23 protein-coding genes are annotated in these 26,509 nt (G+C 34.9%); 10 read left to right on the forward strand and 13 right to left on the reverse strand.

All coding sequences use genetic code 11. From position 1 onward, the window contains the following. Window positions 1–5 precede the first annotated feature (5 nt). The 11 genes from ABXT44_RS04250 to ABXT44_RS04300 form a co-directional block, all read right to left on the reverse strand. On the reverse strand, window positions 6–1,031 hold the full coding sequence (locus tag ABXT44_RS04250) for a DUF3427 domain-containing protein (protein WP_416688325.1): 1,026 nt from the start codon (window positions 1,029–1,031) through the stop codon (window positions 6–8). Between the two features lie 3 nt (window positions 1,032–1,034). Next, window positions 1,035–2,000: a DUF3883 domain-containing protein gene (locus tag ABXT44_RS04255; protein WP_416688327.1), complete on the reverse strand. Its 966-nt coding sequence runs from the start codon at window positions 1,998–2,000 to the stop codon at window positions 1,035–1,037. Next, on the reverse strand, window positions 1,975–3,936 hold the full coding sequence (locus ABXT44_RS04260) for a DEAD/DEAH box helicase (protein ID WP_416688329.1): 1,962 nt from the start codon (window positions 3,934–3,936) through the stop codon (window positions 1,975–1,977). Before ABXT44_RS04260 ends, ABXT44_RS04255 begins: the two co-directional genes overlap by 26 nt. A 3-nt stretch (window positions 3,937–3,939) precedes the next feature. Next, window positions 3,940–5,397 carry a hypothetical protein gene (locus ABXT44_RS04265; protein ID WP_416688330.1) on the reverse strand — a complete coding sequence of 486 codons (1,458 nt, stop codon included), beginning with the start codon at window positions 5,395–5,397 and terminating at the stop codon, window positions 3,940–3,942. A gap of 77 nt (window positions 5,398–5,474) precedes the next feature. Then, a complete protein-coding gene (gene dcm, locus ABXT44_RS04270; protein WP_416688331.1) occupies window positions 5,475–6,734 on the reverse strand; it encodes a DNA (cytosine-5-)-methyltransferase in 1,260 nt (419 codons plus the stop codon). Next, a complete protein-coding gene (locus tag ABXT44_RS04275; RefSeq protein WP_416688333.1) occupies window positions 6,727–9,732 on the reverse strand; it encodes a MutH/Sau3AI family endonuclease in 3,006 nt (1,001 codons plus the stop codon). Before ABXT44_RS04275 ends, dcm begins: the two co-directional genes overlap by 8 nt. Before the next feature lie 173 nt (window positions 9,733–9,905). Then, a complete protein-coding gene (locus ABXT44_RS04280; protein ID WP_416688335.1) occupies window positions 9,906–10,619 on the reverse strand; it encodes a hypothetical protein in 714 nt (237 codons plus the stop codon). A gap of 11 nt (window positions 10,620–10,630) precedes the next feature. Further along, window positions 10,631–11,446, reverse strand: a complete 816-nt coding sequence (locus tag ABXT44_RS04285; RefSeq protein ID WP_416688337.1) for a hypothetical protein — start codon at window positions 11,444–11,446, stop codon at window positions 10,631–10,633. Between the two features lie 586 nt (window positions 11,447–12,032). Further along, window positions 12,033–12,218, reverse strand: a complete 186-nt coding sequence (locus ABXT44_RS04290) for a hypothetical protein (protein WP_416688338.1) — start codon at window positions 12,216–12,218, stop codon at window positions 12,033–12,035. A gap of 3 nt (window positions 12,219–12,221) precedes the next feature. Continuing rightward, a complete protein-coding gene (locus tag ABXT44_RS04295; RefSeq protein WP_416688340.1) occupies window positions 12,222–12,908 on the reverse strand; it encodes a tetratricopeptide repeat protein in 687 nt (228 codons plus the stop codon). A gap of 126 nt (window positions 12,909–13,034) precedes the next feature. Beyond that, a complete protein-coding gene (locus ABXT44_RS04300) occupies window positions 13,035–13,277 on the reverse strand; it encodes a hypothetical protein (protein WP_416688342.1) in 243 nt (80 codons plus the stop codon). 232 nt (window positions 13,278–13,509) lie between these two features. Here ABXT44_RS04300 and ABXT44_RS04305 point away from each other — a divergent pair, with 232 nt between their 5' ends. From ABXT44_RS04305 to ABXT44_RS04325, 5 genes are all read left to right on the forward strand, one after another. Next, window positions 13,510–15,849 carry a marine proteobacterial sortase target protein gene (locus ABXT44_RS04305; protein WP_416688343.1) on the forward strand — a complete coding sequence of 780 codons (2,340 nt, stop codon included), beginning with the start codon at window positions 13,510–13,512 and terminating at the stop codon, window positions 15,847–15,849. After that, the gene (locus ABXT44_RS04310; protein ID WP_416688345.1) at window positions 15,846–16,400 is read left to right on the forward strand and encodes a class GN sortase; all 555 of its coding nucleotides are present in this window, start codon (window positions 15,846–15,848) and stop codon (window positions 16,398–16,400) included. Before ABXT44_RS04305 ends, ABXT44_RS04310 begins: the two co-directional genes overlap by 4 nt. Window positions 16,401–16,538: 138 nt before the next feature. Further along, window positions 16,539–16,796 (forward strand): hypothetical protein, encoded by a 258-nt coding sequence (locus ABXT44_RS04315; RefSeq protein WP_416688346.1) that lies wholly within the window; start codon window positions 16,539–16,541, stop codon window positions 16,794–16,796. Next, window positions 16,793–17,053 carry a hypothetical protein gene (locus ABXT44_RS04320; protein WP_416688347.1) on the forward strand — a complete coding sequence of 87 codons (261 nt, stop codon included), beginning with the start codon at window positions 16,793–16,795 and terminating at the stop codon, window positions 17,051–17,053. Before ABXT44_RS04315 ends, ABXT44_RS04320 begins: the two co-directional genes overlap by 4 nt. A 10-nt stretch (window positions 17,054–17,063) precedes the next feature. Further along, window positions 17,064–17,888 (forward strand): metallophosphoesterase, encoded by an 825-nt coding sequence (locus ABXT44_RS04325; protein ID WP_416688349.1) that lies wholly within the window; start codon window positions 17,064–17,066, stop codon window positions 17,886–17,888. A gap of 32 nt (window positions 17,889–17,920) precedes the next feature. Here ABXT44_RS04325 and ABXT44_RS04330 read toward each other — a convergent pair whose 3' ends face one another. Further along, entirely contained in the window at window positions 17,921–18,457 is a 537-nt protein-coding gene (locus ABXT44_RS04330) for a hypothetical protein (protein WP_416688351.1), read from the reverse strand. Then, window positions 18,429–18,857 carry a thermonuclease family protein gene (locus ABXT44_RS04335; RefSeq protein ID WP_416688353.1) on the reverse strand — a complete coding sequence of 143 codons (429 nt, stop codon included), beginning with the start codon at window positions 18,855–18,857 and terminating at the stop codon, window positions 18,429–18,431. Before ABXT44_RS04335 ends, ABXT44_RS04330 begins: the two co-directional genes overlap by 29 nt. A gap of 297 nt (window positions 18,858–19,154) precedes the next feature. Between ABXT44_RS04335 and ABXT44_RS04340 the strand changes: the two genes are divergently transcribed. The 5 genes from ABXT44_RS04340 to ABXT44_RS04360 all read left to right on the forward strand — a co-directional run bounded on the left by ABXT44_RS04340 (window position 19,155) and on the right by ABXT44_RS04360 (window position 26,500). Next, window positions 19,155–21,050 (forward strand): lambda-exonuclease family protein, encoded by a 1,896-nt coding sequence (locus tag ABXT44_RS04340; protein ID WP_416688355.1) that lies wholly within the window; start codon window positions 19,155–19,157, stop codon window positions 21,048–21,050. Window positions 21,051–21,112: 62 nt separating this feature from the next. Next, window positions 21,113–22,813: a bacteriophage T4 gp5 trimerisation domain-containing protein gene (locus ABXT44_RS04345; RefSeq protein WP_416688357.1), complete on the forward strand. Its 1,701-nt coding sequence runs from the start codon at window positions 21,113–21,115 to the stop codon at window positions 22,811–22,813. A 25-nt stretch (window positions 22,814–22,838) separates the two neighbouring features. Continuing rightward, window positions 22,839–24,320, forward strand: coding sequence for an Hsp70 family protein (locus ABXT44_RS04350; protein WP_416688359.1), 1,482 nt, complete (start codon window positions 22,839–22,841; stop codon window positions 24,318–24,320). A gap of 1 nt (window position 24,321) precedes the next feature. Beyond that, on the forward strand, window positions 24,322–25,437 hold the full coding sequence (locus ABXT44_RS04355) for a TerB family tellurite resistance protein (protein WP_416688361.1): 1,116 nt from the start codon (window positions 24,322–24,324) through the stop codon (window positions 25,435–25,437). Continuing rightward, window positions 25,430–26,500, forward strand: coding sequence for a M48 family metallopeptidase (locus ABXT44_RS04360; RefSeq protein WP_416688364.1), 1,071 nt, complete (start codon window positions 25,430–25,432; stop codon window positions 26,498–26,500). Before ABXT44_RS04355 ends, ABXT44_RS04360 begins: the two co-directional genes overlap by 8 nt. The last annotated feature ends 9 nt before the right edge of the window (window positions 26,501–26,509 follow it).

Raw genomic sequence — 26,509 nt, forward strand, 5'->3', positions numbered from 1 at the left:
AATATTTAGTCTTTTATATTTGGATTTACTCTATAAGATACTGGTGAAAAATCTAACATTTCAAGCCCTTTAGCATCGAGTATATATAATTCTGCAGATTCTGATTCTTTGTGAAACTCGTAAAGACGATAAAGTCGGAAGTTTTCTGGATACTCCTGTGCAAATAAACGCTCTTTTGCAGACATAAAAAAGTTTGAGTGCTTACTGCCTTCTGTGGTCTTAACTTCTATGAAGAGCGGACTTCCATCTTCAGAAAAAGATTTAATATCATAGCCAGCTCCATCTCCTTGTTCTTTAGCCACATGAACTACCTTTCTGGCAAGTTCGGGATAGCCGCTTGACTTAAGTTTTTCTATTTCATGCCTGACAACTAATTCCTCACCTGCTAAACCAAGATTACGATTTTTTAGTTCAATCGCTGAATAATCTGGCTTTACTCTATTATCAAAAGAAATTTTAGCGGGTTTACTTAGCCTTTCTTTTGGAGTTGGAGGATTTGTTTCACGGAGTCCTTTATTTACCTTTTTCTTATTGTTTATCTTGTTATCTTCAGGTTGATTTATTGAGGACCAGTATATTTTTTTCTCTTCAGTTAAGTCATGCCAATCAATCAGCTGCCACTGAAAATGGACTGGTTGTTGCTTATCAGGATCATGATTTAAATACTTTAATCTACCCATATACTCCCAGTTAGGGTCTTTTTTATTTGCTTTTAAGAAAAAATGTATATCGCTAACAAGCTCGTCATGATAAATCCATTTTTGAATATGCTTGTCATCAAGTCTTTGTCGCTTTTGTGATTGCCAGACCATTACACCATTATCTGAGATATGTTCTTTGAATTCATATCCAAGATCTTTCTGTCCAAATGTAGTAATGACAACATAATCATTGGTTGTTTCAGGAATTGGAATCCAGCCATGAATTCCCCATGTGCCTGAGCCTTTAGAATAGTCATCTTCAGGGGCAAAAATATCATGTATATCTTCGCGCGTATATTTGGATGACAACTTTAATGCAGACTCACTCATCATTTAATTTTTTATAAAATACCATTTTTCACATTCTTTTTTCCAGTCTGATGAATTGAATACTTCTAAATATGGATTTTCAATCATTAAAGGAGAGTAATCTTTAGAGTCAATTTCATCTCGATTAACTAGATACAGATAATAGTTATTTCGAATTTCTTGTGCTTTTTTAACTTCATTCTTTGACCAATGAAAATAAGGCTTTTTGCCTGCATATGACTTTACTTCGATAAATTTATCTATATGCTTTGAGTTAACATTCATTAATGAAACTACGTCATATCCTGCTCCAACATTTAAATCAGAAATCTGTTCGATTGCTTCACTTAAATTATGGGATTTAAATTTTGATTTTTCGTAATCAACAACAAATCTTTCAGCATCCTCACCATATTGATTCTGAATTTCTTGACGTCTTTTGAGTTCCTCTAGTGAGAGCGTTTTTTTATTAACATCTTTACTGACGCCTACAAAACTAAAATACTTTTTGTATTCTTCATTAATAAGGAAGTTACTGTTGATGTAGGGATGCTTATCTAAAATTTTAAAATCTAGAAGAAACTGCCTTATTACTGAGTATTTAAATTTGAAAGCGCTATTACTGACAATTAAATTGTTACTCTCGTCATATAGAACGCTTGAGCCATTGAAGATTAATTTAAATTCAACATCTTCTTTTAACTCCAACAAGAACATCTTATTAATTTTTTTTATCAACAAGTCTTCATTTTGAAGGAAGTGGAGAAAGGAATTATTGATTAGAATTTTTTTATTATCAAGTTTTAAAACTTTGATGTAAAGAAGAAAATTAATGCCCCCATCGAATACATGGCGTCCATCAATGGATTCCTTAAAAAATAAATCCTGTAAATCTCTTTGTGAAAGGGATTTTTTATTTGCGTACCGAAGGACTTTAATTAAATAGTTAGGCGTACCTATATTCTTATACTGAAGAATTTCTTTGATCATGACGTATTAAGATTTCTTCAACAAGCTCTCTATCATTATTATCATCAATACCCGCTAAAAGAGGAATTTCACCATCGATTACTTTAGCCATTCTTTCGATTTTTATATCAATTTTTTCATTAATAATCTCATCGACAGAGTCCTGAGACAAAAAGTAATAATAGGTGGTGATTTGATTTGGGTCTAGGCCAACTCGATGAATCCTATCAAGTGATTGTAGATAGCTTGCGCAGTTGTAGTCTCTCTCAAGATATATCGCACTATGACAACCTTTGTGAAGTGATACCGATTCACCAATGGTGAAAGGATTGGCGATAACAACTTGGAAATCGAGATTATCTGGATCATTAAAAGATTGTATTACTTCTTCTCTTTCATAGTCTTCAATTCTTCCAATTAGCAGCTTACTTTTAATTGAGTTTTGATTAAGATAGGATTGAAGCTGGTCTGCGTTGGAAACGAATATTGTCCAAATAATAACTTTTTCTTTTTTTGGTATTATTTCAGATGAAATGAGCTCTAATATGGAAGTAAATTTGGGGGGAACCTTGTGTTGATATTGACTGATTGCATCAAAAATGTCTGAGTTGCTCAGCTCTTCTGATAGGCCTTTATCAAATTCTCCAAGATTCTTATCTTTTATATCTAAGCTTTCAGAGATTGGTAAATAAAGTAAAGATGGATTCGTTGAGGCTTGTCTTAATCGAATAAGCTTTGCCTTATTCATTATTTCACTAGCTTTTTTGTCTGATTCAGATTTTTCAAACCATTTTACAAACTGGGCCTCAATAAAGTCATAGATGTATCTCTGGTCAGTATCCATTTTTACACTGACATGGTTCTTTTTAATAGGAGGGAGGGATAAGTGTTGTTTTTTAATCCTAATAAAAAAAGGCGATATATTGTCAATTAATTGATTCACTCTTGGACTATCTAAACCATCCACTTTGTTCATTTCAGTTAGATTTGAGTAATGAAAGCCAAGAACTTCTTGATAGTGAAAAGGATAGATGAACTTATACAAATTAAATAAGTCATGATAGCCATTGGGAAGGGGGGTACCTGTTAATACAATTCTAGACTTTGCATTTTTGACTACATCTAGCGTGTTGACTGCTTGCTGACCATCCTGTCTTTTAATCCGATGAGCCTCATCCGCAACAACCATGACGTTATTTCTTTTGATATAGGAAGTTATCTCCTCTTTTAATATCGGAACACTATGATAGTTAATAAGGGTTAATTCTGGCGGCTCTCCTGTCGCTAGATGCTCTTTTCTTTGAGATAAATTGACACCGCCATAGACTCTATTGGAACTTACCTTTTCTCCAAGACAGGCCTCAAATTCGTTTTCCCAAGGTGCAAATGCGGCAAAAGGACCTATAACCACAAGCCTATCAACCCTTTTATCCTTGTCAGGATGGTTTTTCAGGTAAGTATACGCAGCAAGAACAACGGCAGTTTTTCCTGCTCCCGGTACAGAAAAATTACAGCTATGCTGAGAAAAGGCCATGTGAAATGCAGAGAGTTCCTGAAAGTGTTTGAGTGGCCTGATAAATTTGGAGTCAACAAAAGATTTGAATTCTTGGAAGTCGCTATAAAACTTAGAGTTCTTGGTTATTTCTTCATTCCTGATAAGTTTGGCATGTCCTTTAAACTCTTGGAATTTACTTTTGTCTCTAGAAAAGCTTTCTAGCTCAAGCTTAATATCATCACTAAGCGTTATCTCAACATTAAGACTCTCAAGAGCTGACTGAATTTCATCAAGTAATGATTCTTTTAAATTTTCATCAAATGGCACACGAATTAATCCATCGTGAAATTCTGCATTCCATCTTTTTAAGGTAAGCTTCAACCGGAAATTGCTAAATAGTTCTTTCTTCTTGTCCTCGATTATAAAGCATGAAGAATCAATATCAATTGTCGTACCTAGCATGGTTTAACCACCAGCTTCTGTTTTCAAATCGTTAACCAGATTACTAAGTATTTCCATTTGATCAAGAAATTTGCCATCCTTAAGGTCTTCATCACTCAGAGTGCCTATTAAATCAGATAATTTAGTAGATATTTTTTTGATATGGGTTAGCTTCCCTGAAGAGCCTCCAGACTCAACAATCATAGTTTCTATTTTCTTAGCAACATTTGCTAATTGTCTTTGGGTTTGTGGCTTCTTAAAGGTATCAGCCTTTACGTTAATCTGGTCTGTGATTGTTTCAATAGTATTGATTTGAACAGAGGGCTGATTATGCGTTTTTTTGTATTTAAGTTTTTGAATGCTTTCATAGAAATTATCCTTTAGTAATTTATTTGACGCATCATAAAACTTAGAGTCTCTATCATTCAAATGATTCATCATGTCTTCAATTTCATGATTGATTTCAGGCTCTTGATCTCTTAGGGGAAATATATTATTATTATGAAATTCAGTGAAATCATGCCAAATTTCTTTATTACCAAAGATGTGACTTGGTTGAAGCCCATCAGCAATTTTTCTAAAGTCTTTGCCATCAAGAGCCTTAAAACACCTTATATAATCAAAAGCGACCATCTGAAGTAGGTCAACGTCCATCTCGGTATATCCATCATGTCCTCTTGCACTTTGAGCACCTCGGAAATTTTGCAGCCATTTGTTTAGACTAAGAAAGTAATCCTCTCTTTTGTCCAATTGAGTGTACTGAGAATCGTAGCCATAAGCTTCTAAGTATTCATCCATTAGCGCCATTGTTTGGGCATATTTTTGGATGTCTGTTTTTTTTATATTCATAAAACTAGCCACATCCTTCTCAGTCCATTTAAGGTCAAATAACTCTTTCGCTTGGAGATACTTTTCTATTGGATTGTAGTTTGCCTTCTCATCTTCACCCATCTGGTAAATGGTCTCAAGTCTCTTTACTTCTGCTGTAGCATCTTGAAGGGTTGCTGGAAGAATAACTGCTTTAAATGTGTTAAAGTTTGAGACATCGGCATCTCCAGGGTTTGCTACAATATTGTTAAGTGTCATAAGGCGACGGTTACCATCAATCACGATTCCATCTAAAGTAACTATGCCAACCTCTTTTTGCCCGTATTTTCTTATATCAATTTCTGTTTTTTTGTTTTTAGATTCTGCTGACTCATATAAAAATTTTTGTATTAACTTATTACCAGATTCACTTTGCGCATCAATCATTGAGGTATTGGCCTCATGAGAGAGTGTTCTGCTTAATATTCTGCCATTGCGCTGATTGTATACAAGGTACTCAAGAGGAATTTTGAAAACAGGCATTAATTCCATGCTTCCGCTTGCGGTTTGACCGTAGTTCCAGAGAATATCTTTCTCTCCGTAGTTTTCAGAGCCATCTCTAATTTTAGAGAGCTTTTCTATTCTTGCTTCGCTTGAAAGAGGCGTATGAGGCATATTAATCTCCTTTTTTATATTTTTTGAAAAGTATATCCTTTTTTGGTCTATATTAAATCAACTTCAATTCATTTTATTTATTCATTGGCTTGTTTAAGTAGAGAATTGGATAGTTTTTCTACAATACCAACTACTAAAGCATTACCCATAAAGAATGCTCTTTTTGCGTCAGGTGCACCAACTGTCCATTCATCTTCGAACATATTTAATCTTTCTAATTCTAATGGCATAAGCCTCCTGTATCTTCCAGAATCAGTTTGAATGACATGTTTAAATCGTGAGACCGATTTACCCCCTTCACCTGTAACGATTGTTCTTGAGGGCTTATTTAATTTATCAGGGAAAGACATTTTCCCTTCGGAATAATTATATTCATATCCATCTTTAGAGACTCTTGGAATTGATTTTGCATCCTTGGCTTTTTTCCATTCCTTTAAACTGCTTTCATCTATATAAAATTCATTAGGAATCTTTTCTTCATCTTTCTCAACTATATCATCTAAGACGGTGGGCTCTCCTTCAAATATAGCCTCTCCTTTCGCAGTAAATACCTTTCGACCTATAATGAGCCCCGCATTTGCAAAAGGGCGCTTGAATTCATTAAATTGCTCATAATTTTCAGAAATATCCTCGACTGACCCATCAATATTAAAAGAGTTAGCAAACATATCATTAAAGTTCATCGGAAAAGCATCCTGCATGACTCCGTCATTAAAAATCCAATTTGAGCTAAGATCGAGCTTATGAAGCTTTTTTATTTTTTTAAAAACTGGAGTATTCATTCTGTATGCCATAATGTAGACTCGTTTTCTCTTCTGAGGCATTCCATAGTCAGATGCGTTTATAACACGCCATTCTATTGCATAACCAAGGTCAGATAAAGATGCGAGCATTATTGCAAAATCTCTTCCTCTTTGAGATGTTGGAGACTTTAATAGTCTATCTACATTTTCTAGCATTAAATACTTTGGGGCTTTGCTTCTTTTTTTTCTAACAAGGTTATAAATTGACCACCATAAGACACCTTTCTTGCCTTTAATTCCTCCAGCCTTATTGAGTGATCTGGCTACCGAATAGTCTTGACAGGGAAATCCTCCTACAAGAAGGTCATGGTTTGGTATTTTTTTGAACTTTTTATTTACCACTTCGGCTATATCTTCACAGTTATGATTCTTATTTCCAAAGTTTTTTATATAAATGTCAGATGCATACTGGATTTTGCTACCAGGCTCCCATTGATTGCTCCATATGATATTAAATTGGCCATTATTAGACTTTTTTTCAAGTCCAACCCTAAAGCCTCCAACGCCTGCAAAAAGTTCAATAGTATCAATCATAATCTCTAACAATAGTCTCAATAAATTTTGCGTTTAGCCAAAAACTCTTCTTAATAACAGCTTCACCATAATGGGTTGGAAATGTATCCATTTTATTTTGAGCATGAGGCCTCACATGAAGAACATTACTTTCTGACATTTTAGGTAATTCATCGGCTTTTTTAAGATTAATTTGTGACACTGTTTTCTCCCATACCTTTTGTGCTTCTCTGAGGTCTTCAGTAGATATAGTCCAGGATATAACTTTTAGCAAGGCTGAGGAATTAGAATCCTCTTCTTCTTTAAAAACAATAAAAGTAAAATACTGAGTGAGTTGTTTGAATAGTTCAGATGTTCCCCATTTTTCATTAACAATATCAAGGTATCTAAAAGTTGGCAATGGAATTGACTGAGTTAGTTTGCCTGATGATTCAAGTTTAATGACTTTTATCACCCTGTCAGTCTGATCAATATACTGCCCATAAGTCTTTATGATGTTGTCTACCAATACCCTCCTAAAGTTCTTGGGTTTGTTACTTGGCAAGCTTAAATTTAGAAAATCCGCTATTTGTTCTTCACTCTTTCCTAAATAATTATGAAAGAGGGAATTAAAATCTTTATGAAGCCCATAGTGAGGATGGTTCATATTAAAACTGTCTTGGCCTTCACCTAATTCAGATGAAAAATTAATATGCTCAAGTACTTGGTCAAAATCCTGGAAATCTTCAGTTAATAATTCATTAACACGCTCTAGACTTAAATTATAAAATAGCTCACTAAAGGGTTTTTTAAGGCCTAAATAATGCAATATCCCCATAGACTGGAAACCTTTGGATTTTGTTGGGTCTAAGCCTAATATATTTTCATCAAGTTCACGGTGACTAATCCCTTTAAATAAAAAATCTTTTACAATATTTGAGCGGACTGATAGCTCATATTTTATGAACTCCCTTTCTCTTCCACTAGGTTGTAACTTAGGAATTTTTTCTGTTTTTCTTTTTCCATCTTTATCTAAGCTTGTAAAGGCTAACGATTGATTTGCAATATCATCAGATTCATTGTTCTTGATTTGACTTTCAGATAAGCTTTCAACTGCAAACAAGAGATTGACAAATTCTTTTTTTAAACAAAAGATTTTAGGGCTAGCTTTGTTTGTATTATTAGGTTGCCTGACCTTAGTATTTATAATTCTATCGTCATTTTGAGCTATAAGATATTTTGTTTGTTTGTCAGTTATAAAATGAGCTCTTCCGTCTTTAACTTTATCCCTTATTAATTCCCAATCTTTTTTAATTTGACTCAAAAGATAGTCGGGCAGGTCATTTATAAGATTAGGGGATTTAACACCAATAACTCTATAGTCTAAAGGGCTTAAGTAGCCAGGTTGTTCATATACAACAATAAGCAAGTTCTGAAGCTCATTGTATAGGCTACTGTTTTCCCATATTTCGTCAATAATTTCATAAAAGTCAATAGAGGATAGGTGTAAATTATTTAGAAATATATATTTAGATTCCATTGTTGCTGGGATTTTTTTTAGGAATATGTTGTTGTTCACCAGATGATTAGCTGATTGACTATCTGACTGAATATTGAAGCCATATTTGTCGAGCAACTCTTCAAAAATATTGTCTTTATCAGAAGCCTTTTCACAGACTCTTTCAATATCAGTCATGAGCCCTCTATCCTCCTTTAAGGCAAAATATCTTCTGTAACTATAATATTGATCCTCTAGGTTAGATTCTTGAATTTTAGTAATGATGTCTCTGAGGGATTTTCCTATAAACTTTTTTGAATAATCAACAATTTCTGACTTATTAGAATTTTCATTTATCATTAATGGCTTAAAGTCAGCTTCAACAGAAGGATTTACTAATTTAGCTTCTGCTTCTATAATTTTTTCCTTATCAGCTATTGCCTTGTCAGCTTTGGCTTTATCAGCTATTGCCTTATCAGCTATTGCCTTATCAGCTATTGCCTTATCAGCTTTGGCTTTATCAGCTATTGCCTTATCAGCTATTGCCTTATCAGCTATTGCCTTATCAGCTTTGGCTTTATCAGCTTTGGCTTTATCAGCTATTTGCTTTTTTTCAGCAAGCTTAGCCTTAGCTTCCTCTTTCTTTCGTTCAATTTCGGCAGCTCTAAATTTAGCTTTCTCTTGCTCTAGCTTTACATTAGCAAGATCTACAGCTTCTTTAATTTTTGCTTTTTCAGCGCTTTGCTTTATTTCAGCAAGTTTTATTTCAGCAAGTTTTACTCTAGACTCCTTCCTCTTTCGCTTTAAGCTAAAGATATTATCAAGAGCTAGGGCACTAAAAATTAAAGCTAGCCAAAAATATATTGTTGGCTTTCCTGAGTTAAAAAATACAAGAAAAAATGAATGATTATCTTTAAAAATACTTGTATAGAAAGAATTATCTTTCAAAATAGACCCTTCTACACAAGTATTTTTAATCCTTGTGTAACCTTGAGGGCATAGCCATAACTCTTCAACAGCGTTTCCTTTTGCGGGAGAGTGTTCAACGCAATTGTTTTGTGAAGTGCTCATTCTGTAATTTGGTTTGCAGTAATAGCCATCAGAGCCACTTAAAGCAATTGCATTTAATGGTAATCGGCGACAAGAGTTGCTTTTTTTATAGTAGCCAGTTACGCAAGCAAAGGAGGTGCCTTTTTTATATCCATTTGGAGGAACTGCTTGTTTAATTATGCACGTATTTAATTGTTTTACATATCCAGTATTACAAGACCATCCTTCATCAGAATATGTAGCATTTTCTGGTATTTTTTCACATCTTGAATTAGCAAATATACTATTAGAGCCACACTCCACTTTAAATTTAACTCGAGGCTCACCACACTTTAAATTCCGCTTTTTAGCCTCATCAATAAATTGTTGGGGGACTCTTAACACTTCAAACCAGCTGCAGACATAAGTATCGCTTAAGTGAGATAGGTTTGGATTAGCATACACAGGGAGTGTAAAAATACTTAAGAATGCTACAAGTAAAATTTTTTTCATAAAAAATTAAAGTTTACTTTTAGCAAAGAAAGGCTTTGAGTAAAAAAAATAGATCAGAGTGAATTACGAATTATAGCACTTACATTAAATTAAAAATTATAGAGTATTGCAGTATTCCATCGTTTCTAATGATTTATTAAGCATACATTCAAGATAATCAAAGTTCATAACACTTATAAATATGATGTTCCTATTTCATTTTCATAGCAAGTCTCACCACCAGGTTCACAGTAATTCTCTAAAAGAAGTTTGGGGCTCTCATCATTAGTAACTCTAGCTCTTATAACCTTTGCCTCACCTGATACCCATTCAAGCTTAAAGTTACGTCCAGTTGCTTTATAGTCAAAGGACATAAAGCCATAGTAAGGCTTTAACTTATATCTATAAGAACTTGAGCTTATATATCCTGCGTCAATAATGTTAGTTTTATTTTCTATAATTTCATCTTCTTCGCCTTCTAGAGTCCATATAGTGTCAGCCTTAACCAGCCGTACATCATCAAAAGCGGTAGATAAGGTCACTGGACATTCTTCATTTGTAATACATAACTCTTGAATGTCTTTAGCAAGGGAGGTCATACTTTCATTAAACCTCTTTTCTGAAGAGAAAGTAAAGAGGAAGATAAAAACTGAAAAAACTAAAAGTATTAAAGGGGTTATTAGCTTTAACTTATTCTTTCTAAATACCCGAGTAATTAGTAATAAAATTGAAATGAGAATTGTTAAAAATAATGGAACTTCATAACCGCAACCTACCACTGGTGAACATAGTGAGCGGCTATTATGCAAGTCTAACTGTATCAAAAGGATTGAAATGCCTAGTCCAGTAGTTAGTCCCCAAGTAAACCAATATTTTTTACCTATTACTATCTCTTCTTTCGATTTCATATGTTTTCCTGTTAAAACCAATCCGAGCGATTAAGCCATACTAGTCCTTCTTTAGGGAATATCACCATAAGAATGCTCAGCTCAGTCTCCGTCTTTAATTCTGAATAGTAAACCTCTCTTTTCCCGCAGAAATTCTCTGGGTCAGTGAGTTTTTTGGTTACCTTAAAGTAGCGTGGTTTGACAACCATCGTAGGAGTCTCTGAGCAAAAAGGAGGACTTAGTATTCCTTGAAATGGGTCGAAACCATAGCCTAGGTATTCTCTGTCGTGACCTGGAAAGTCCATTGTCATTTCATAGAATTTATATTTAGTTACAGCTGTATTAACAAATGAATCTATGTCCCCAACCTTGATGATAATATCTGTGCCAACGTTAGCCCCCCAGTTACTAAAAGAAGTATGAATTAACTCAGCATCAGAGGGGTATTGTAATTTTGAGTTTTCAGTAAATTCTGTGGGAGCTTCTTGCTTTAAAGAATAAGTATTAGCTTGGTAGTCAGAGCCTCCAAAGGCTGCAAATACGCCCCAAAAACCGAAAAAGATAAGGAATGCCGCTATCTGCCCAATAAAATGAAAGAAGGTCTGCAAGATTGACTTAAAGCTGAGATTGATGTCTCCAAAGCTAAAGAAGAAAACAAAGAAGTAGTAAATTGGGACTAACCAGTAAATCCAATCTTCTAGATAGAGAATTCTTTTAAGAAGGGGTGTTGTTACTAATGCATCTATAAGAAGAAATAGCAGGATGGTTCCAAAAAAACCCCAGAGCCAAACCAATGAGCTCAAACTTCTTTCTTTGAAAACAAATGCTTTAGTGGCTTGCATTAACATATCCAAGCTCCATCCACATAACAGTATTCTTCTTCAACACTCCATCTCATATAAGAAAAGATTCCTAGATAAACAATAAATGCAATAATTAGAATTCGTTTAATCTAAGTATCTCCCTTATGGTGTATCCCAGAGAATATCTTGAAAACAATACTCCCACACTTCAAATTCACACGCATCTATGATTGAATAGAGTACATAACCCAAGTTAATGTATGGGGCTAGACCTATAATTAGAAGGAAAATTGCAAGCTTACGATACTTTGGACCCCAAACAAGAATAAAGCCTGCGAAAAGGAAGATGGACCAAACTATAAATATTATTAAGTCTATATTCAAGGTGTATCCCAGAAACTATCTTGAAGGCATACCCACATATCAGGGCACGAACTAAGCCAAAAGATAAGACCAATAATCACAGCAACATAGGGAACAAAAAATAGAATTATCAGTGCGATTCCTGTCTTCTTGTACTTGGAGTAGTAATGAATCAGCATCCCGTAGAAAGGGGCAAATATCCAACCAGGAGTGAATGGAATGGGTAGAAAGCTTAGGATTGTAATTTGATGTAACTCCTATATTTAAATTAATCTATGGGTTGAGCTTTTGTTGCTGTTGGAAGCGGCATACCGCCTTCTGCCCAATAGTCATCTGGACCTGCTGTAGCAAAAGCAAATAAAATTAATATCATTAGAAAAAAGGAAATGACTCCGTAAACAATTGCATCTGCTATAGACACAAGCCATACAAAAACGGTAGTTATTATTGCCATTATTTAAAAGTTCTTCTCGAGTACTTCAATTGCATCCTTGAATCCTAGCTTTGCAGACTTTTCAAACCAATCTTTAGCAATATCTATATCCTGCATTAATCCCTTTGAACTATATAAGCCTCTTGCGTTAATCCATCCAAGATTAAACTGAGCCATAGCATTTCCATTATTAGCAGCAACCTCCATCTCTACCAATACATCTCGATACTCATTTTCATAGAGTGTCGCTAAATTAGCATAAGAATCATCGTTTCCATTAAAGGTTGCTCTTTCGAACCAATATATCATTTCCACAATATCTTCTACTGAGTCATTCTTCCAACCAGCAGCGAGTCGCCAACCTAAATCATATTGAGCATCAGCATTGTTATTTTCAGCAGCCCTTAATAGCCACATTTCACCGAGTTCTGGAATGTTTAGAGCGTTAGGGTCTCTGAAGTACATTGAAAGGACGTACTGTGCTTCAGCATTGCCCTTATTAGCTAAATCAACGATGAGGTTTGATGCTCGAACAAATTCACCTTGTCTAGCCATTGCAAGACTGTCATCAATAAGATAACTATTATCTTCAGTATATTCAACAGCTTTATTTGAGTCGGCATTGGCAGCAGTTGAGATGAGTATTCCGAGTGAGAGACCAACGACTATGGCAAGTAGCTTCTCCCAATGTGATGGTTTTCTAATAATCATGTGGTTCATTCTAGGCTGCAAATATAAAGCTTAAATGAAGATTAGGAGTTGATTAGATAAAGATTTTTTGATTAATTAATATTAAATTTAAAGTAAAGTTCACTATCGAAAAGACAAGAGTTAAGCCTAATTCCATTTAAATTTTGCTTTTTTATTTGTAAACTTAGCTTTACAATTTTTAATTTCTTGATCAAGAGCTCTAAAAATTTTATTAACTTCATCTTCTGAATATTTATAGGTGCTTTTATTAGAGCAGTTTCCTAGGATACGAATTCTATCTAGAACTTCATTAGTTCTATTTGCAGCTATCCTTTTAAAGCGGTCCTCTCGTGAGTGATCTTGCTGGATATTTTGTAAGTTATTTTTCATAATACAGATATTTTAAATTTTATTATTAAGTAATTGATAGGATTATTATAAATTTAATTCACTCTAACATATAAATAGATTGATTATTTATATAAGTCTAATAAATAAAATTCTCTAAATACGTAAAAATATGGTCCAAATTCACCTTAAATTCATTAACAAAACACCAAAGCTTTATCCTTAAATTATTTCAGAGGCCAATAATAAATTAACTTAACTATTAAAGGGTCTAATGAAACGCCATATCTCTTTCGCTGCCACCTCAACTCTTATATCTATCTTCTTTTTCTTCTCTTCAACTTCCTCTCTAGCAAACCACGAATCCTCGCAAACAAACAAACCAATCCACGTCAATGAGGCAGAGTCAGGCTCAATGATCTTTAAATTTAATGGGATGCCATCTATTATGCAAATTGCGCTTGATACTAAAGTGCAAATGGATATAACTGGAAGCATTAATAGAGTTACAGTTAAGCAGTCCTTTACGAATCCATCTAATGAATGGGCTGAAGGCGTTTATGTATTCCCACTTCCTGAAAACTCAGCGGTTGATCAATTAAGAATGTATATCGATGAGCGAGTCATTGAAGGCCAAATTCATGAAAAAAAGGAAGCCAAAAAAATATATGAAAAAGCCAAACAAGAGGGTAAGAGCGCCTCTTTAGTTGAGCAGCAAAGACCGAATATTTTTACCTCCAGTGTTGCTAATATTGCTCCTGGCGGAACGATTACCATCGCCATTGAGTATCAACAAGCAGTCCTCATTGATAATAACAAATACTCAATAAGGTTTCCAATGGTTGTTGGCGATCGCTACATTCCAGGCAAGCCAATTAAAACTCCTTATGATTCTCTAGGTTTTGCGCCGAATACTCATGAGGTTGAAGACGCTTCAAAAATAACCCCACCGAGCGAAAGCGTTATTAGCTCTTTAACCGGTCAAGATTATGAAACCTACCTGCCAGTTACGATTGACATCAATTTAATGCCTGGCTTTGAAGTTTCGACATTACACTCAAGCTATCACAAGATAAATACGTTCGATACAAACCAGACAACTAAACATATCTCTTTAGCCGACGCCAATGAAGCCGACCGTGATTTTGAGCTTAATTGGTATCCAGTCAGGACATATGAGCCTGAAATTGCTCTTTTTACACAGCAAAAAGACGATGACGTTTACTTACTATTAATGGCAACACCTCCGAAAGATGAAGTGTTCAAACAAAGCAGTAGGGCGCGCGAGCTAGTCTTTATTATTGACTCATCAGGCTCAATGAGTGGCAGCTCTATGAATCAAGCTAAAGATGCACTTTATGAAGCTATTAGAAGGCTAAAGCCTAATGATCGCTTTAATGTCATTGATTTTGATAGTAACTTTAATCCTCTATTTGATAGCGCAATGCCCGCGATTAAAAGCAACATATCTTTTGCTAACCGATTTATAAGAGGCCTTAATGCAGATGGCGGCACTGAGATGCTTGACCCTATTACTTATGCATTTAAATCAAGAGACTCTAACTCTCACAATTATCTTCGTCAAATTGTATTTATAACGGATGGCCAGTCTGGCAATGAGAGCGCAATATTTACGAGGGTACAAACGCAAATTGAAGACGATCGATTTTTTACAATTGGTATTGGCTCTGCTCCAAACTCCTATTTACTTTCTAAGCTTGCAGACTTTGGAAGAGGCTCCTTTACTTATATTGGAAGCCAAAACGAAGTTACCCAAAAAATGAATGAACTATTTGTAAAGCTTGAATCTCCCGCACTCACCGACATAAATGTTAACTTCCCAAATGAAATCAATGCTGAGCTTGCCTTAGATGTGATTTATGATCTTTATGCTGGTGAGACCATTACTGCGGTTTATAAAATGAACGCGCTTCCTACGTCACTCATCATCACTGGAAAGACAATTGATGGTGACTTTAATAAAGATATAACGATTAACTCATCAGAAGATACTAAGGGAATTGACATTCTTTGGGCTCGAAGGAAGATTGATCGTTTAACCGATATTCATAACAACGCCTACACCACGAGAACAAAAGATCTATCTAGAGTGGATATATTAGAGCTTGCCTTAGACTATCACCTTGTCTCTCGCTTTACATCTCTGGTGGCAGTTGATGTAACGCCAGTAAGGCCTGATACAGAGCAGTTAATCAATCAAGCGATTATTAAAAAAGCGAAGGCAGATGGCCTAGAAAATATAATAAAAATTGATAGTGACGGCAATCTTCAAAATAAAAATCAATTACTTCAACAGTTTATTGTTAAGTTACAAAAAACTCCAGCAAATGCCAGTCGCGTCGCAGCATATGAATTACCTGCTGCATACCAAAGTATTAATTTAGATTCAGAACTTGCTGCATTTGAAGCAGAACTTGTTGCATTTGAAGCTAAATTACTAACTGAACTCCAACTTGATCTAGCGCTCAACCAGGTTATGCCAGTAAGAGTTGCCGCGGCATCGCAAACAGCAACCAATTCAGAGTTATTTATGTATCTAGGTGCTCTAATTCTAATGCTAACGTTCATAAATCGCCGAAGATTAGCAGCATGAAGAAGCTGGTATTTTTATTAACAGCCATAGGCTTTAGTATATTTGCCTATGGCGCTTATATTCCTGCTAAAGCTGTCTTGGCCCAATATTTAATAAATGATGCCTGGAACGACTCCATACGTACTGGGGAGATACACAAACCTTGGGAATGGGCGGACATGTATCCAGTGATGAAACTCAGTTCACAAAAACATAACAAAGACTTAATTGTTCTTTCGGGGGACAAGGGCAATTCATTGGCATTTGCACCGGGACACAACATCAACAGTTATAAGCCGAATCAAGGCGGCACAACGGTTATTTCAGCGCATAGAGATACCCACTTTCAATTTTTAGAGGAGGTAGTAATGAGTGACATTTTTGAACTGACCGATGAAAGTAACAGGACAGCAAGTTATGTTGTTACTGAGATAAAAATTATTGATTCAACGAAGCAAGACATATCCATTCACTCAGATCAAGACGAGCTAAAGCTGGTCACCTGCTTTCCATTTAATGGGATTGTTGCAGGAGGGCCTTTAAGGTATGTCGTTACCGCTAAATTAATATGAAAATACACGTATCCCCAATTAAAAGAAACCCTAAATTTATAAGCAATAAGGTGCTTTTAATGTCCGTTATTTTTCATGTGGCGCTTTTTATATTTGTGAGCTTAATCGAAATACTATGATTATTAAAGGAGATAAAAATTGTCCTTAATCTTTGTTTTTGTAGGCTGGCTCTTTATGTTTTTTTATGGCATTAGTCTGCTTCGAGATTCAAAAAATTTAAAACTTAAGGCAGCACTTATGTCACTGTTTTTTGCGCCAATTGCTTTTGTAATAATGTTCAGTTTATATTCCTGGATATTTTTTGACTTAAGTCCTATTGATATGCAGAGGATTGGTTGCGGCTTAAATGCTACTCATTACTCAGAGTGCTATCCAGAGGGATACTTTCCTTCATGACTAATCTAATTAAAAGTAACCACGCAAGAGTAAGACAGCAGCAACGCCACATTACTAATGACGCTCTTGAACTTTTGTTTAGTTACGGCGTTAAAAAAAGACAAAGGAGAGGGTGTGCGGTCATTTATCTAAGCAAGAAAGGTAAAAAAATAGCAATTAAAAAGGACATTAAGCCCAACATTTGCGGCATTGTTAGTCTGACCGATAACATTCTTATTACCGTTCAGTATCGCTTTAAGCGTATTAAAAATTACTAAACACAGTTATATGAAAATACTTCTTATTGTCATTCTAATAGCTTTTATAGCTATTTATTTCAGAGCATCAGTCCTTAAAAATCTTAAGACTGAAATGAACTCACTGCAGATTGATTTTAAAGAAACTGATGTCTCTGCATTATCAATCAAGGTTGCAGTAATTGGAGATATTCATTTAGGCGAGGGTAAAGATATTACCAAGTTTTTAAAGCTCTTAGATGAAGTTAAAAGTAACAATCCAGATCTAGTATTGCTTGTGGGTGACTACATAACAGACCTACGTAAAATTAAAGACGTAGACTCTCATCGCAGGAACATTATCAAAACTTTTAAATCCCTTGACCCAATACCCAGAGCCATTGTTCTTGGGAACCATGATAATTACACAGGCCGTAAGAAATGGTTTGCAGAATTTAAGGATCTTGAGGTTGACCTTTTAGAAAATGAATCGCGAATCATGAATGTTGCTGGCGCTGTAATTTGCGTACGCGGCTTGGGAGATTACAACTCACATCGATTTAAATTTGTGGATTATCCTGAAGAATGCAAAAACTTGCCAAAGCTAACGATTACCCATGACCCTCAAGGCGCTTTTGAACCGGGCGTTGAAGGGTTGATATTTGCAGGACACACACACTGCGGTCAGGTAAGTTTTCCAGTTATTGGCCCACTTAAAGTCCCGTCAAAGGCGCCTCGTGATGCGACATGTGGATTATATAAGGATAGTAAAAGAACACTTTTTGTTACATCTGGCGTGGGAACTAGCATAGTCCCAATACGTTATGGTGCTCAGTCTAATTGGGATTTGATTGATTTAAGCTTTGGAGATATTTAAGAGACTGTTATTATCTAATAAGAGTGGTTTTTTCATTTAATAATTTCAGCATTTTTCTCTTCGGTGTCATCTAGTTTGTTTTTCCACATAGCTTCTATAGTTGAAACTAACTTACCTATTAAAAACAAGAAAATTAGTATTCCTGGAAAAATGCTTAAGAGCTCCAACCAGTATCTTAATCCTAGTTCTGGAACAAAAATAAATAAAATACCACACATTAAAATAAATAAAATTATCCAAAATAATGCGACTGCTTCTAGAGAAGATTTGATCTGCTCTTTAAAGCCACTTTGTTCTATTTTCTCTTCTGATTGATATTCTTCAATATCGTCTAAATTGCTTTGATGAACGTCTTTGAGAAACATATAAGCAGCTTTGAGCAAGAAGGGGGATATAAGTATCATACATATCCAGTATAGCAACTCCCCAATCCATAGAATACCAAGAAATTCTAAACTAATATAAATACCAATAAGCAAAACAATCACTGATAACCCACCAGTAATTTCGAGTAATCGATTTATGATTTTTTCTTTCATATTAATTACACCAGCTTGATTTCTTTCCACCAGTGTACTTGTAAGCTAATTCATTATCAAGTAGCTCCTGCTCTAAGCTAACACCATCGATGATCACATCGGCAACCACTCTAAAGTACTTGCCCCTTTGCAGCTTAGTCAACTTAATCTCTTTTGCGTTCGCTAACCTTTTTCTTACAAAATCTCTTGCTTTAAGGGCTAAATCTTGCTCGTATTGACACTTTCCTTGTATCTCTGGAGTATCAACGCCATTAAGCCTAATGGGTATGTTTTTGCCAACTATGGGAGGCAGTGAATCTATATCCACTCTAAAGGTATCTCCATCATAGACACTAATTACTTTTGAGACTGTTACTGTGCCATATTCTGGCGCTGCTTGTGCTGTAAAAACTCCTAGACAAAGAGCAAGAAGCAGGAATAGTTTTTTCATATTAGGATTGTATATTAACTTGAACTAAAGTCCAAACTTCGTTTTTCTAGATTAGGTCAAATAAGAGCACATGAATGATGAGGGTTGTTGAATCTGCTAGTTAATCCTAACTCCTATTAACACGTATAGCCAATTAAACACGTTTTTTTAATAGATAAATAATTAAAAAATGTATATAAATATTAAGTTGATATGGTGCAGTGTGACTTATAATCAATTTTTATAAAATAAAATTGAAAATCATTTTTTCATTGGAGGAGTAGTATTCTTCGAATCTTTTTATTTGTCCTAACATTTTTGTTTTCAGCTGCCTATGCAGATATTGAGGGAACGAATTTAAGAGGCAAAGATAATGCTTCAATTTGTAGTTGGTTTCAATTAGTTTCAGTTCCTCAAATTTATATTAATGAAGCCAAAAATAGAAGATTAACTTGTGGAAGTGATTCCAGGCTTATACCCAGGAATGCTTACGTTTCTGGCGATACTTGGCGTTGTAAATTTGGCTTTAGCAAAAGTGGAAATAGGTGTGTAAAGAAACCTACTGTAATAAAAACTCCCTCTAATGCTCACCAGGTTGGTTCTGGATGGATCTGTAATACAAACTATTACAGAGATAATACAAAAACACTCTGCCTGAAGGTTCCTGCTAACTCTTATTCAAACTATAGTAGCAATATATTTCAATGTAACTCTGGCTTTTATAAAAGTGGAAATAGGTGTGTAAAGAAATCTACTGCAATAAAAACTCCCTCTAATGCTCACCAGGTTGGTTCTGGATGGATCTGTAATACAAACTATTACAGAGATAATACAAAAACACTCTGCCTGAAGGTTCCTGCTAACTCTTATTCAAACTATAGTAGCAATATATTTCAATGTAACTCTGGCTTTTATAAAAGTGGAAATAGGTGTGTAAAAAAAACTAGTAGTAGTAAGAAAAAATGTCCAGGATCTTACTCTGCTTCTTGGACTAATTGCTATGGAACATACACCTCACAATCTGGAGTCAAATATGTCGGTAACTTTGTTAAAGGTAATTTTAATGGGCAAGGAGTTATAACTTACTCGAGTGGTCAAAGATATGCTGGTGAATTTAAAGAAGACCAGAGACATGGCAAAGGCACCTATACTTGGCCTGATGGAAAAAAATATGTCGGTGGATGGATAACAGGCGACAGGAGCGGTCAAGCTATTTCTACCTGGCCAAATGGCCAAAAGTATGTTGGAGAATACAGAGATGACAAGCGAAATGGGCAAGGAGTTTTAACGCTCGCAAGTGGCATTATTCAGCGAGGTCTTTTTAAGGATGGTAAATTCCAAGAAGCTAATAAAGTTAAAACAACGAACAATTCTAATTCTAGTGGCAGTTCTAGCTCTGGTGATGATAATTCAGATGTTTGGATCGTACTTGTAATAGCTTTTATTGTATTCTTATTCTTTAAGAGTAAATCTGATAAAAAGCCAAAACCTACTCCTAAACCTACTCCTACGCCTAAGCCAAAACCCACGCCTAAGCCAAAACCTACGCCTAAGCCAAAACCTACGCCTAAGCCAAAACCGACACCTAAGCCAAAACCGACACCTAAGCCAAAACCTACGCCCAAGCCTAATACAAATAAAATTTTAGATGTTGGGAGGCGATTTAATCTTGTTTTAATGGAGCAAGGTTCAAATGAGTGGCTTGAGTGGAGACATACAGGTATTGGAGCCTCCGATGCTTCAACAATTAATGGTGATAATAAATTTCAATCACCCAAAGAGCTTCTTGATCAAAAAAAGAATAGAGTTAACACAATTCCAAATGAAAAAATGATATTGGGCACTAAATTAGAACCAGAAGCTAGAAAGCTTTATATAGAAAAAACTGGTATTAATGTAAAGCCTCAATGTCTTCAGGATAAGCAATTCTCATGGCTTATTGCCAGTATGGATGGAATTTCAGATGACTTTAAACACATAGTTGAAATTAAATGTGGCGAGTCAGCTTATTGGCAAGCAAACAATGGAGTTGTTCCCGACTACTACTTTGGTCAACTCCAACATCAAATGATGATTACTGGGCTAGATGAGGTGGATTATTGGTGTTACTGGCCTGGGCAAAAGGGAATTCTTCAAAAGGTTAATAGAGATGATGAGTATATCAAAAAGCTATTTATTACGGAACAAAGCTTTATTAACGAATTAAATAATTAGTTGTTATATTTTAGTTTTAGGTTCATAATGAAATATATTCAATTTGTAAGTATTTAATTTTTATGAATAATTCAAAAAAAAATAAGAATAAATTAAAAACTCCAAAAGAAGTTGAAGCCCCTAAGTCAAAGGCTGATGAGTCAAAAGTTGAAAAGGAAAGCTCTAAAGATACAGAGTCATTATTAGATAAAAATAACTTTCAAAACTATTTAATTGGATTTATATTAATTGCAATATTGATTGGGATTTTTGTGTTTGCGTACACTACTTCAAATGATAATTCAGATCCATCAATACTAACACCAAATAATAACATATCTCTTGAAGATGGTATGCGCGCTGCAAAACTTGCATCTCAAGAAATGATGGCAGAAATAAAAGCAGAGATGCCAGTGCTACCTCCAATGGATGGTCCAAGCTCTTCAATACCAGATGCAGGGCAGGAGACATCTGCTGAAGATTCTAAGGCAGTAAAAAGTAATTTTCTGAATTCACCTACCACATTGCTAATAATCCTATCATTATTGACATTGATCTCAATTTCACTTTCTTTTTGGCTTTATTACTGGAGGAAATTAAGTATTGCTGGAAAAGAAATTATGGTTCCTGAAAAATTTGAGAAGAGTATAAAAAGTCTTAATAAGTCCTCAAAAGAGAGCACTTCTATTATTCAAAATGCACTAGATAATCAAACTGCTGCTTTAAAAAGTTCTAGAACAATATCAGATAATACTAATGATGAAATAGCCAGAATTTCAGAAATAATTACACATTTGCATAGCGCTCTTGAAAAGAAAGACGAGGAAATGGAAAGGTTTAAAAAGGGTTACGATGCTGATATTTATAAGCAATTTTTATTAAGATTTACTAAAGTTGACAGAGTTCTTAAAGAGTACATTGATGATGGAGAGATAGACTTAGATGGCTTAGGGGACATACAGGAGGAAATGGAGGAAGCTCTTCTAGAGTGCAGAGTCGAATCTTTTTCTCCAGAAGTTGGAGTAGATTATAAAGCTCAAGATAATATCGCAGATAACCCTAAAAAAATACCAACAACTGATAAAAGTCAACACGAAACAGTAGCTGAAGTTTTACAGATGGGCTATGTTAGAAAATGTGAAGATTCAAGCATTGAAGTAATTTCCAAAGCAAAAGTAAAGGTTTATGATTTCGCTGAGTCAGAAAAAAATGATGAATCAAATGCGGTTAACAATGATGAATCAAATGCGGTTAACAATGATGAATCAAATGCGGTTAACAATGATGAATCAAATGCGGTTAACAATGATGAATCAAATGCGGTTAACAATGATGAATCAAATGCGGTTAACAATGATGAATCAAATGCGGTTAACAATGATGAATCAAATGCGGTTAACAATGATGAATCAAATGCGGTTAACAATGATGAATCAAATGCGGTTAACAATGATGAATCAAATGCGGTTAACAATGATGAATCAAATGCGGTTAACAATGATGAATCAAATGCGGTTAACAATGATGAATCAAATGCGGTTAACAATGATGAATCAAATGCGGTTAACAATGATGAATCAAATGCGGTTAATGATAGTGATATTTTAAGCCTTCTAGAAATAGATCCAACTTTGAGTAATAATGAAATTTTAGGTCAACTCGACAAAGAATTTTCTAAATTGAATAATCGGCTTCATTCTTTAATTGATGGTGAAGAAAAGAATAATGCAAATCAAAGGATAGAACTAATTAATCAAGCTAAAAAAATATATGAATCAAAATAGAACAACAATATAAAGGAGTGAGAATATGTCAGCATTTATTGGAATAGATCTTGGAACTACATACTCTGCAATATCAACCATTGATGAGCATGGTATACCAAAAATTATAAATAACAGTGAAGGTCAAAATATTACCCCATCATGCATATGGATAAAGGATGACAAACAATATTTAGTTGGAGAAGAGGCAAGAAAGGAATTGGGCATAAACAAGAATGTTATTGCAAGATTTAAAAGGGACATGGGAACTAAAGAAAAATACACTGTTAGGGGCCAAGACTTTACTCCAACTGATTGTAGCGCTCTTGTCTTAAAAAAACTATTTCAAGACGCTCAGAAAGAGGTTGGAGACATTGGAGAGACAGTTGTCACTATTCCTGCAAATTTTAATAATGAAGCACGTGCTGAAACCCTTAAAGCAGCCAAGGAAGCTGGCTTAAATGTCAAGAATATTGTTGATGAGCCGACTGCTGCAGCACTCTATTATGCATTTAAAGGGGGTGTTGAGTTAAAAGGTCATTTTGCAGTATTTGATTTGGGAGGAGGTACATTTGATATTTCTTTAATAAAGGTTGATCAGCAAAATATTAATGTTTTAGCGTCTGAAGGTGTACAAAAGCTTGGCGGTGATGACTTTGATACTATCTTGCAGAAAATAGTTAGAAAAAAATTTAAAGAGGAGCATGAAGAAGTCGTTGATGGACAAGACTATACAAAAACTGATGCAGAAGAAGATAAGAAATCTTTATCTAAAAGAGACAGCTTAAAGGTTAGATTTAACAAAAAACGTGTAAGTGTCACAAGAGCAGAGTTTGAGGAAAAAATTTCATCTCTTGTCATGCAAACCGAAATGGTTTGTGAGTCCATCCTTGCAGATCAGAATTTAACTGCGACAGACCTGGAGGCGGTTTTCATGGTGGGTGGAAGTACTAGAATTCCATTAGTTCAGCAAGCAGTAGAAAGAGTCTTTAAACAAAAGCCAACACAGTCTGTCAATGTTGATGAAGCAGTGGTTTTAGGCGCATCTTTATACGCTGCTTTCAAGGGAGATCAATCAAAACTAACAAAAGTACAAAAAGCTTCTGTAAATAGGATTAAGGTTACCGATGTATGTCCTTCATATTTTGGTACATTTTATCTTGGAGAGGATCACCAACAACTAGTTTCAATTATTATTGAAAAAAATACTCCTCGACCGTGTTCAGTCACACAATCTTTTTATACCACCCATGAAGGTCAGGAAGGGATTGATTGCTCTATCACATCTGCTAATACGCCAGAGACTGATCCTAGTTTTGTTAGACTATTGAAAGACGAAACTTTAAAATTGCCAGCTGGAAGGCCAGCTAATATGGAGATTCAAGTCACCTATTCTTTTGACGAGAACGGAGTTATGCTCGCCTCATTTTTGGATGTTGAGTCTGGGAAAAAAACCGATATTAAGATTGGTGAAATTGATGCAAGCCCAGCAGAAAAAAATAAAATTGATGCATTTACGGTAGATTAGAATGGGATTCTTTTCAGCTTTATTTGGAGGCGGATCATCACTAGGTGATCTTCAGATTCGTGTTGTTGAAAAACAATTAGATGAAGTCACTGGCTATGAAGTTCAATGCAAGGGCTTAATGCCGGTATATACTCAGAAAACGGTTGGATTTATAACCTCGATTATTTGTAAAGATGAAAAAGGAGAATGGTCTCCTGTTTTATCGATGCTTGATTTTAACCAAGAAGACTCTTCTTCTGCTTATCAATCTATTTTGGATCTTGGTGAAATTCCTGGATCAGTTGGCTATGAAAATTGGGTAGGTATTGCAATGTTTTTCCCTGATATGCTTCAACCTTCATATGGAGGAAATCAAACACTAGGGATTGTTGTGAGGTTGGTTGATATGAATGATATGCCTTCAGTCTTCCTTGGCTTTGCTCCTCGCTCAGAGTCCATTTGGACAGAATCCGTTAATTTTGAGTATAACTTTGATGAAAAGGGTTACAGAGAAGAGCAGGTTGATAAAGATGAATCTAGGGCTTTATCTATAAAATTAGGGGTAGCTGTTGCGCTTGTAGATGATGACTTTGATGACACTGAGGGTGCTGTATTAAAGAAATGGATTAAAAAAATTATTGCTCCATACTCTGACGATAAACAAGAAGAGCTCAAAGAGCTTTATAACAAAGCTTTAAAAGAATCCTATAAATTAGAAAAATCTGGAAATTTAGATTTAGAGGATATATGTAAAAAAATGAATAAAATTGCTGACAAAGCTCAAAAACATGAAGCTTTGGAGTTAGTCAATGAGGTTATGGCTGCTGATTCTAAGATACTTGAAAGTGAAACAAAGTTAATTAACTATATTTGTGAGTTGCTTAATATTGATCCAGTTGAAGCAGAAAAAATTAGAGACAAACAGCTCATTAAGTTAAAGCCTACCACTGGGAATATTGACGTTGAGAGCCTATTAGGCTTAGACCCAACCTGGAGTAATAGTAAAATTTTAGGCCATCTAGGTAAAGAGTTTACTAAATGGAATGGCCGAATGAATTCACTCCAAGATGGTGAAGAAAAAGACAACGCTCAGCAAATGCTCGACTTGATTGGAGAAACTCGAAAAAAATATGTCTGATGAACTTTCAAGAGTTAGGATTTTTGCGAAAACTGTTCGTTATTCAGGTGATAAGCTAAGAGCGAAAGGCTCAATTAAAAGAAGCAATGACGAAAAAAATTCATTTTTTTCAATGAATTCTATGCTTATAAATCCTCTTGTTACCCCCGTTATTTCAAAATCAATTGAAAATGTTATCAACAGGCTTCAGATTCCACATGAGTCTGTTAAGGCCTATGTATACGCATCCTCAGATATTCAAGCTGAATGTCACGCTGGTGATGATGTTGATTGCATTATTCGCCTATCTTCAGGATTAATTGATATTTTAGAAGATAAAGAAATTGAGTTTGTTGTTGGCCATGAAATTGGACATTTTATTTATGCTCATGGGTCAGCAATTGCTTCAAATCGCAGTGAAAGTCTAGAGTTTTCGATTCAACAAAGAGCTCAAGAAATCTCTGCTGACAGAATTGGCTTACTTGCATGTGGCTCTCTAGATCACTCTATTAGAGCAATGATGAAAACAATGTCTGGCCTGTCATCTAAATATTTAAAATTTAATATTGGAGCCTTCTTGTCCCAACTTTCAAATACAGAAAAGTTCAAATCTCAGATTGATAGCAACTCTTCCCACCCCTCAATTCTTGTTAGATGCCGTGCTTTATTATGGTTTTCAATGTCTGAGACATTTAAAAGTGGTGAACAAAATTATCAACCAAATGAAGTTGCAAAACTGAACAAGAAAATTAAAGATGACATTGATAAATTTGTTGACTCTATAGCTCGTGAAAGGATAAATACATTAAAAAAAGATGTAGCATTATGGCTGTGTGCTGCAAAAATTATTGAGGATAATGCCTTTAATAGTAATGAACAACAGATCTTTAATGAAATGTTCGGTCAAGAGTTATTGGATAAACTTAAAAACTTCTTATCTGGACACCAAGACGCATCATCAGTTCAAAAAAGCGTCTCCGAGAAGCTTGATGCTGCTGTCAGAAATTTACAGGGTGAAATACCAGTATCATTTGAAAATGAAATGGCAGTTTTAGAGAAAGAAATTAGTTCTAATTTTGTTTAAGACTTTGCC

Origin of the sequence: Candidatus Pseudothioglobus sp. Uisw_041, from assembly GCF_048087625.1 — a bacterium.
GTDB lineage: Bacteria > Pseudomonadota > Gammaproteobacteria > PS1 > Pseudothioglobaceae > Pseudothioglobus.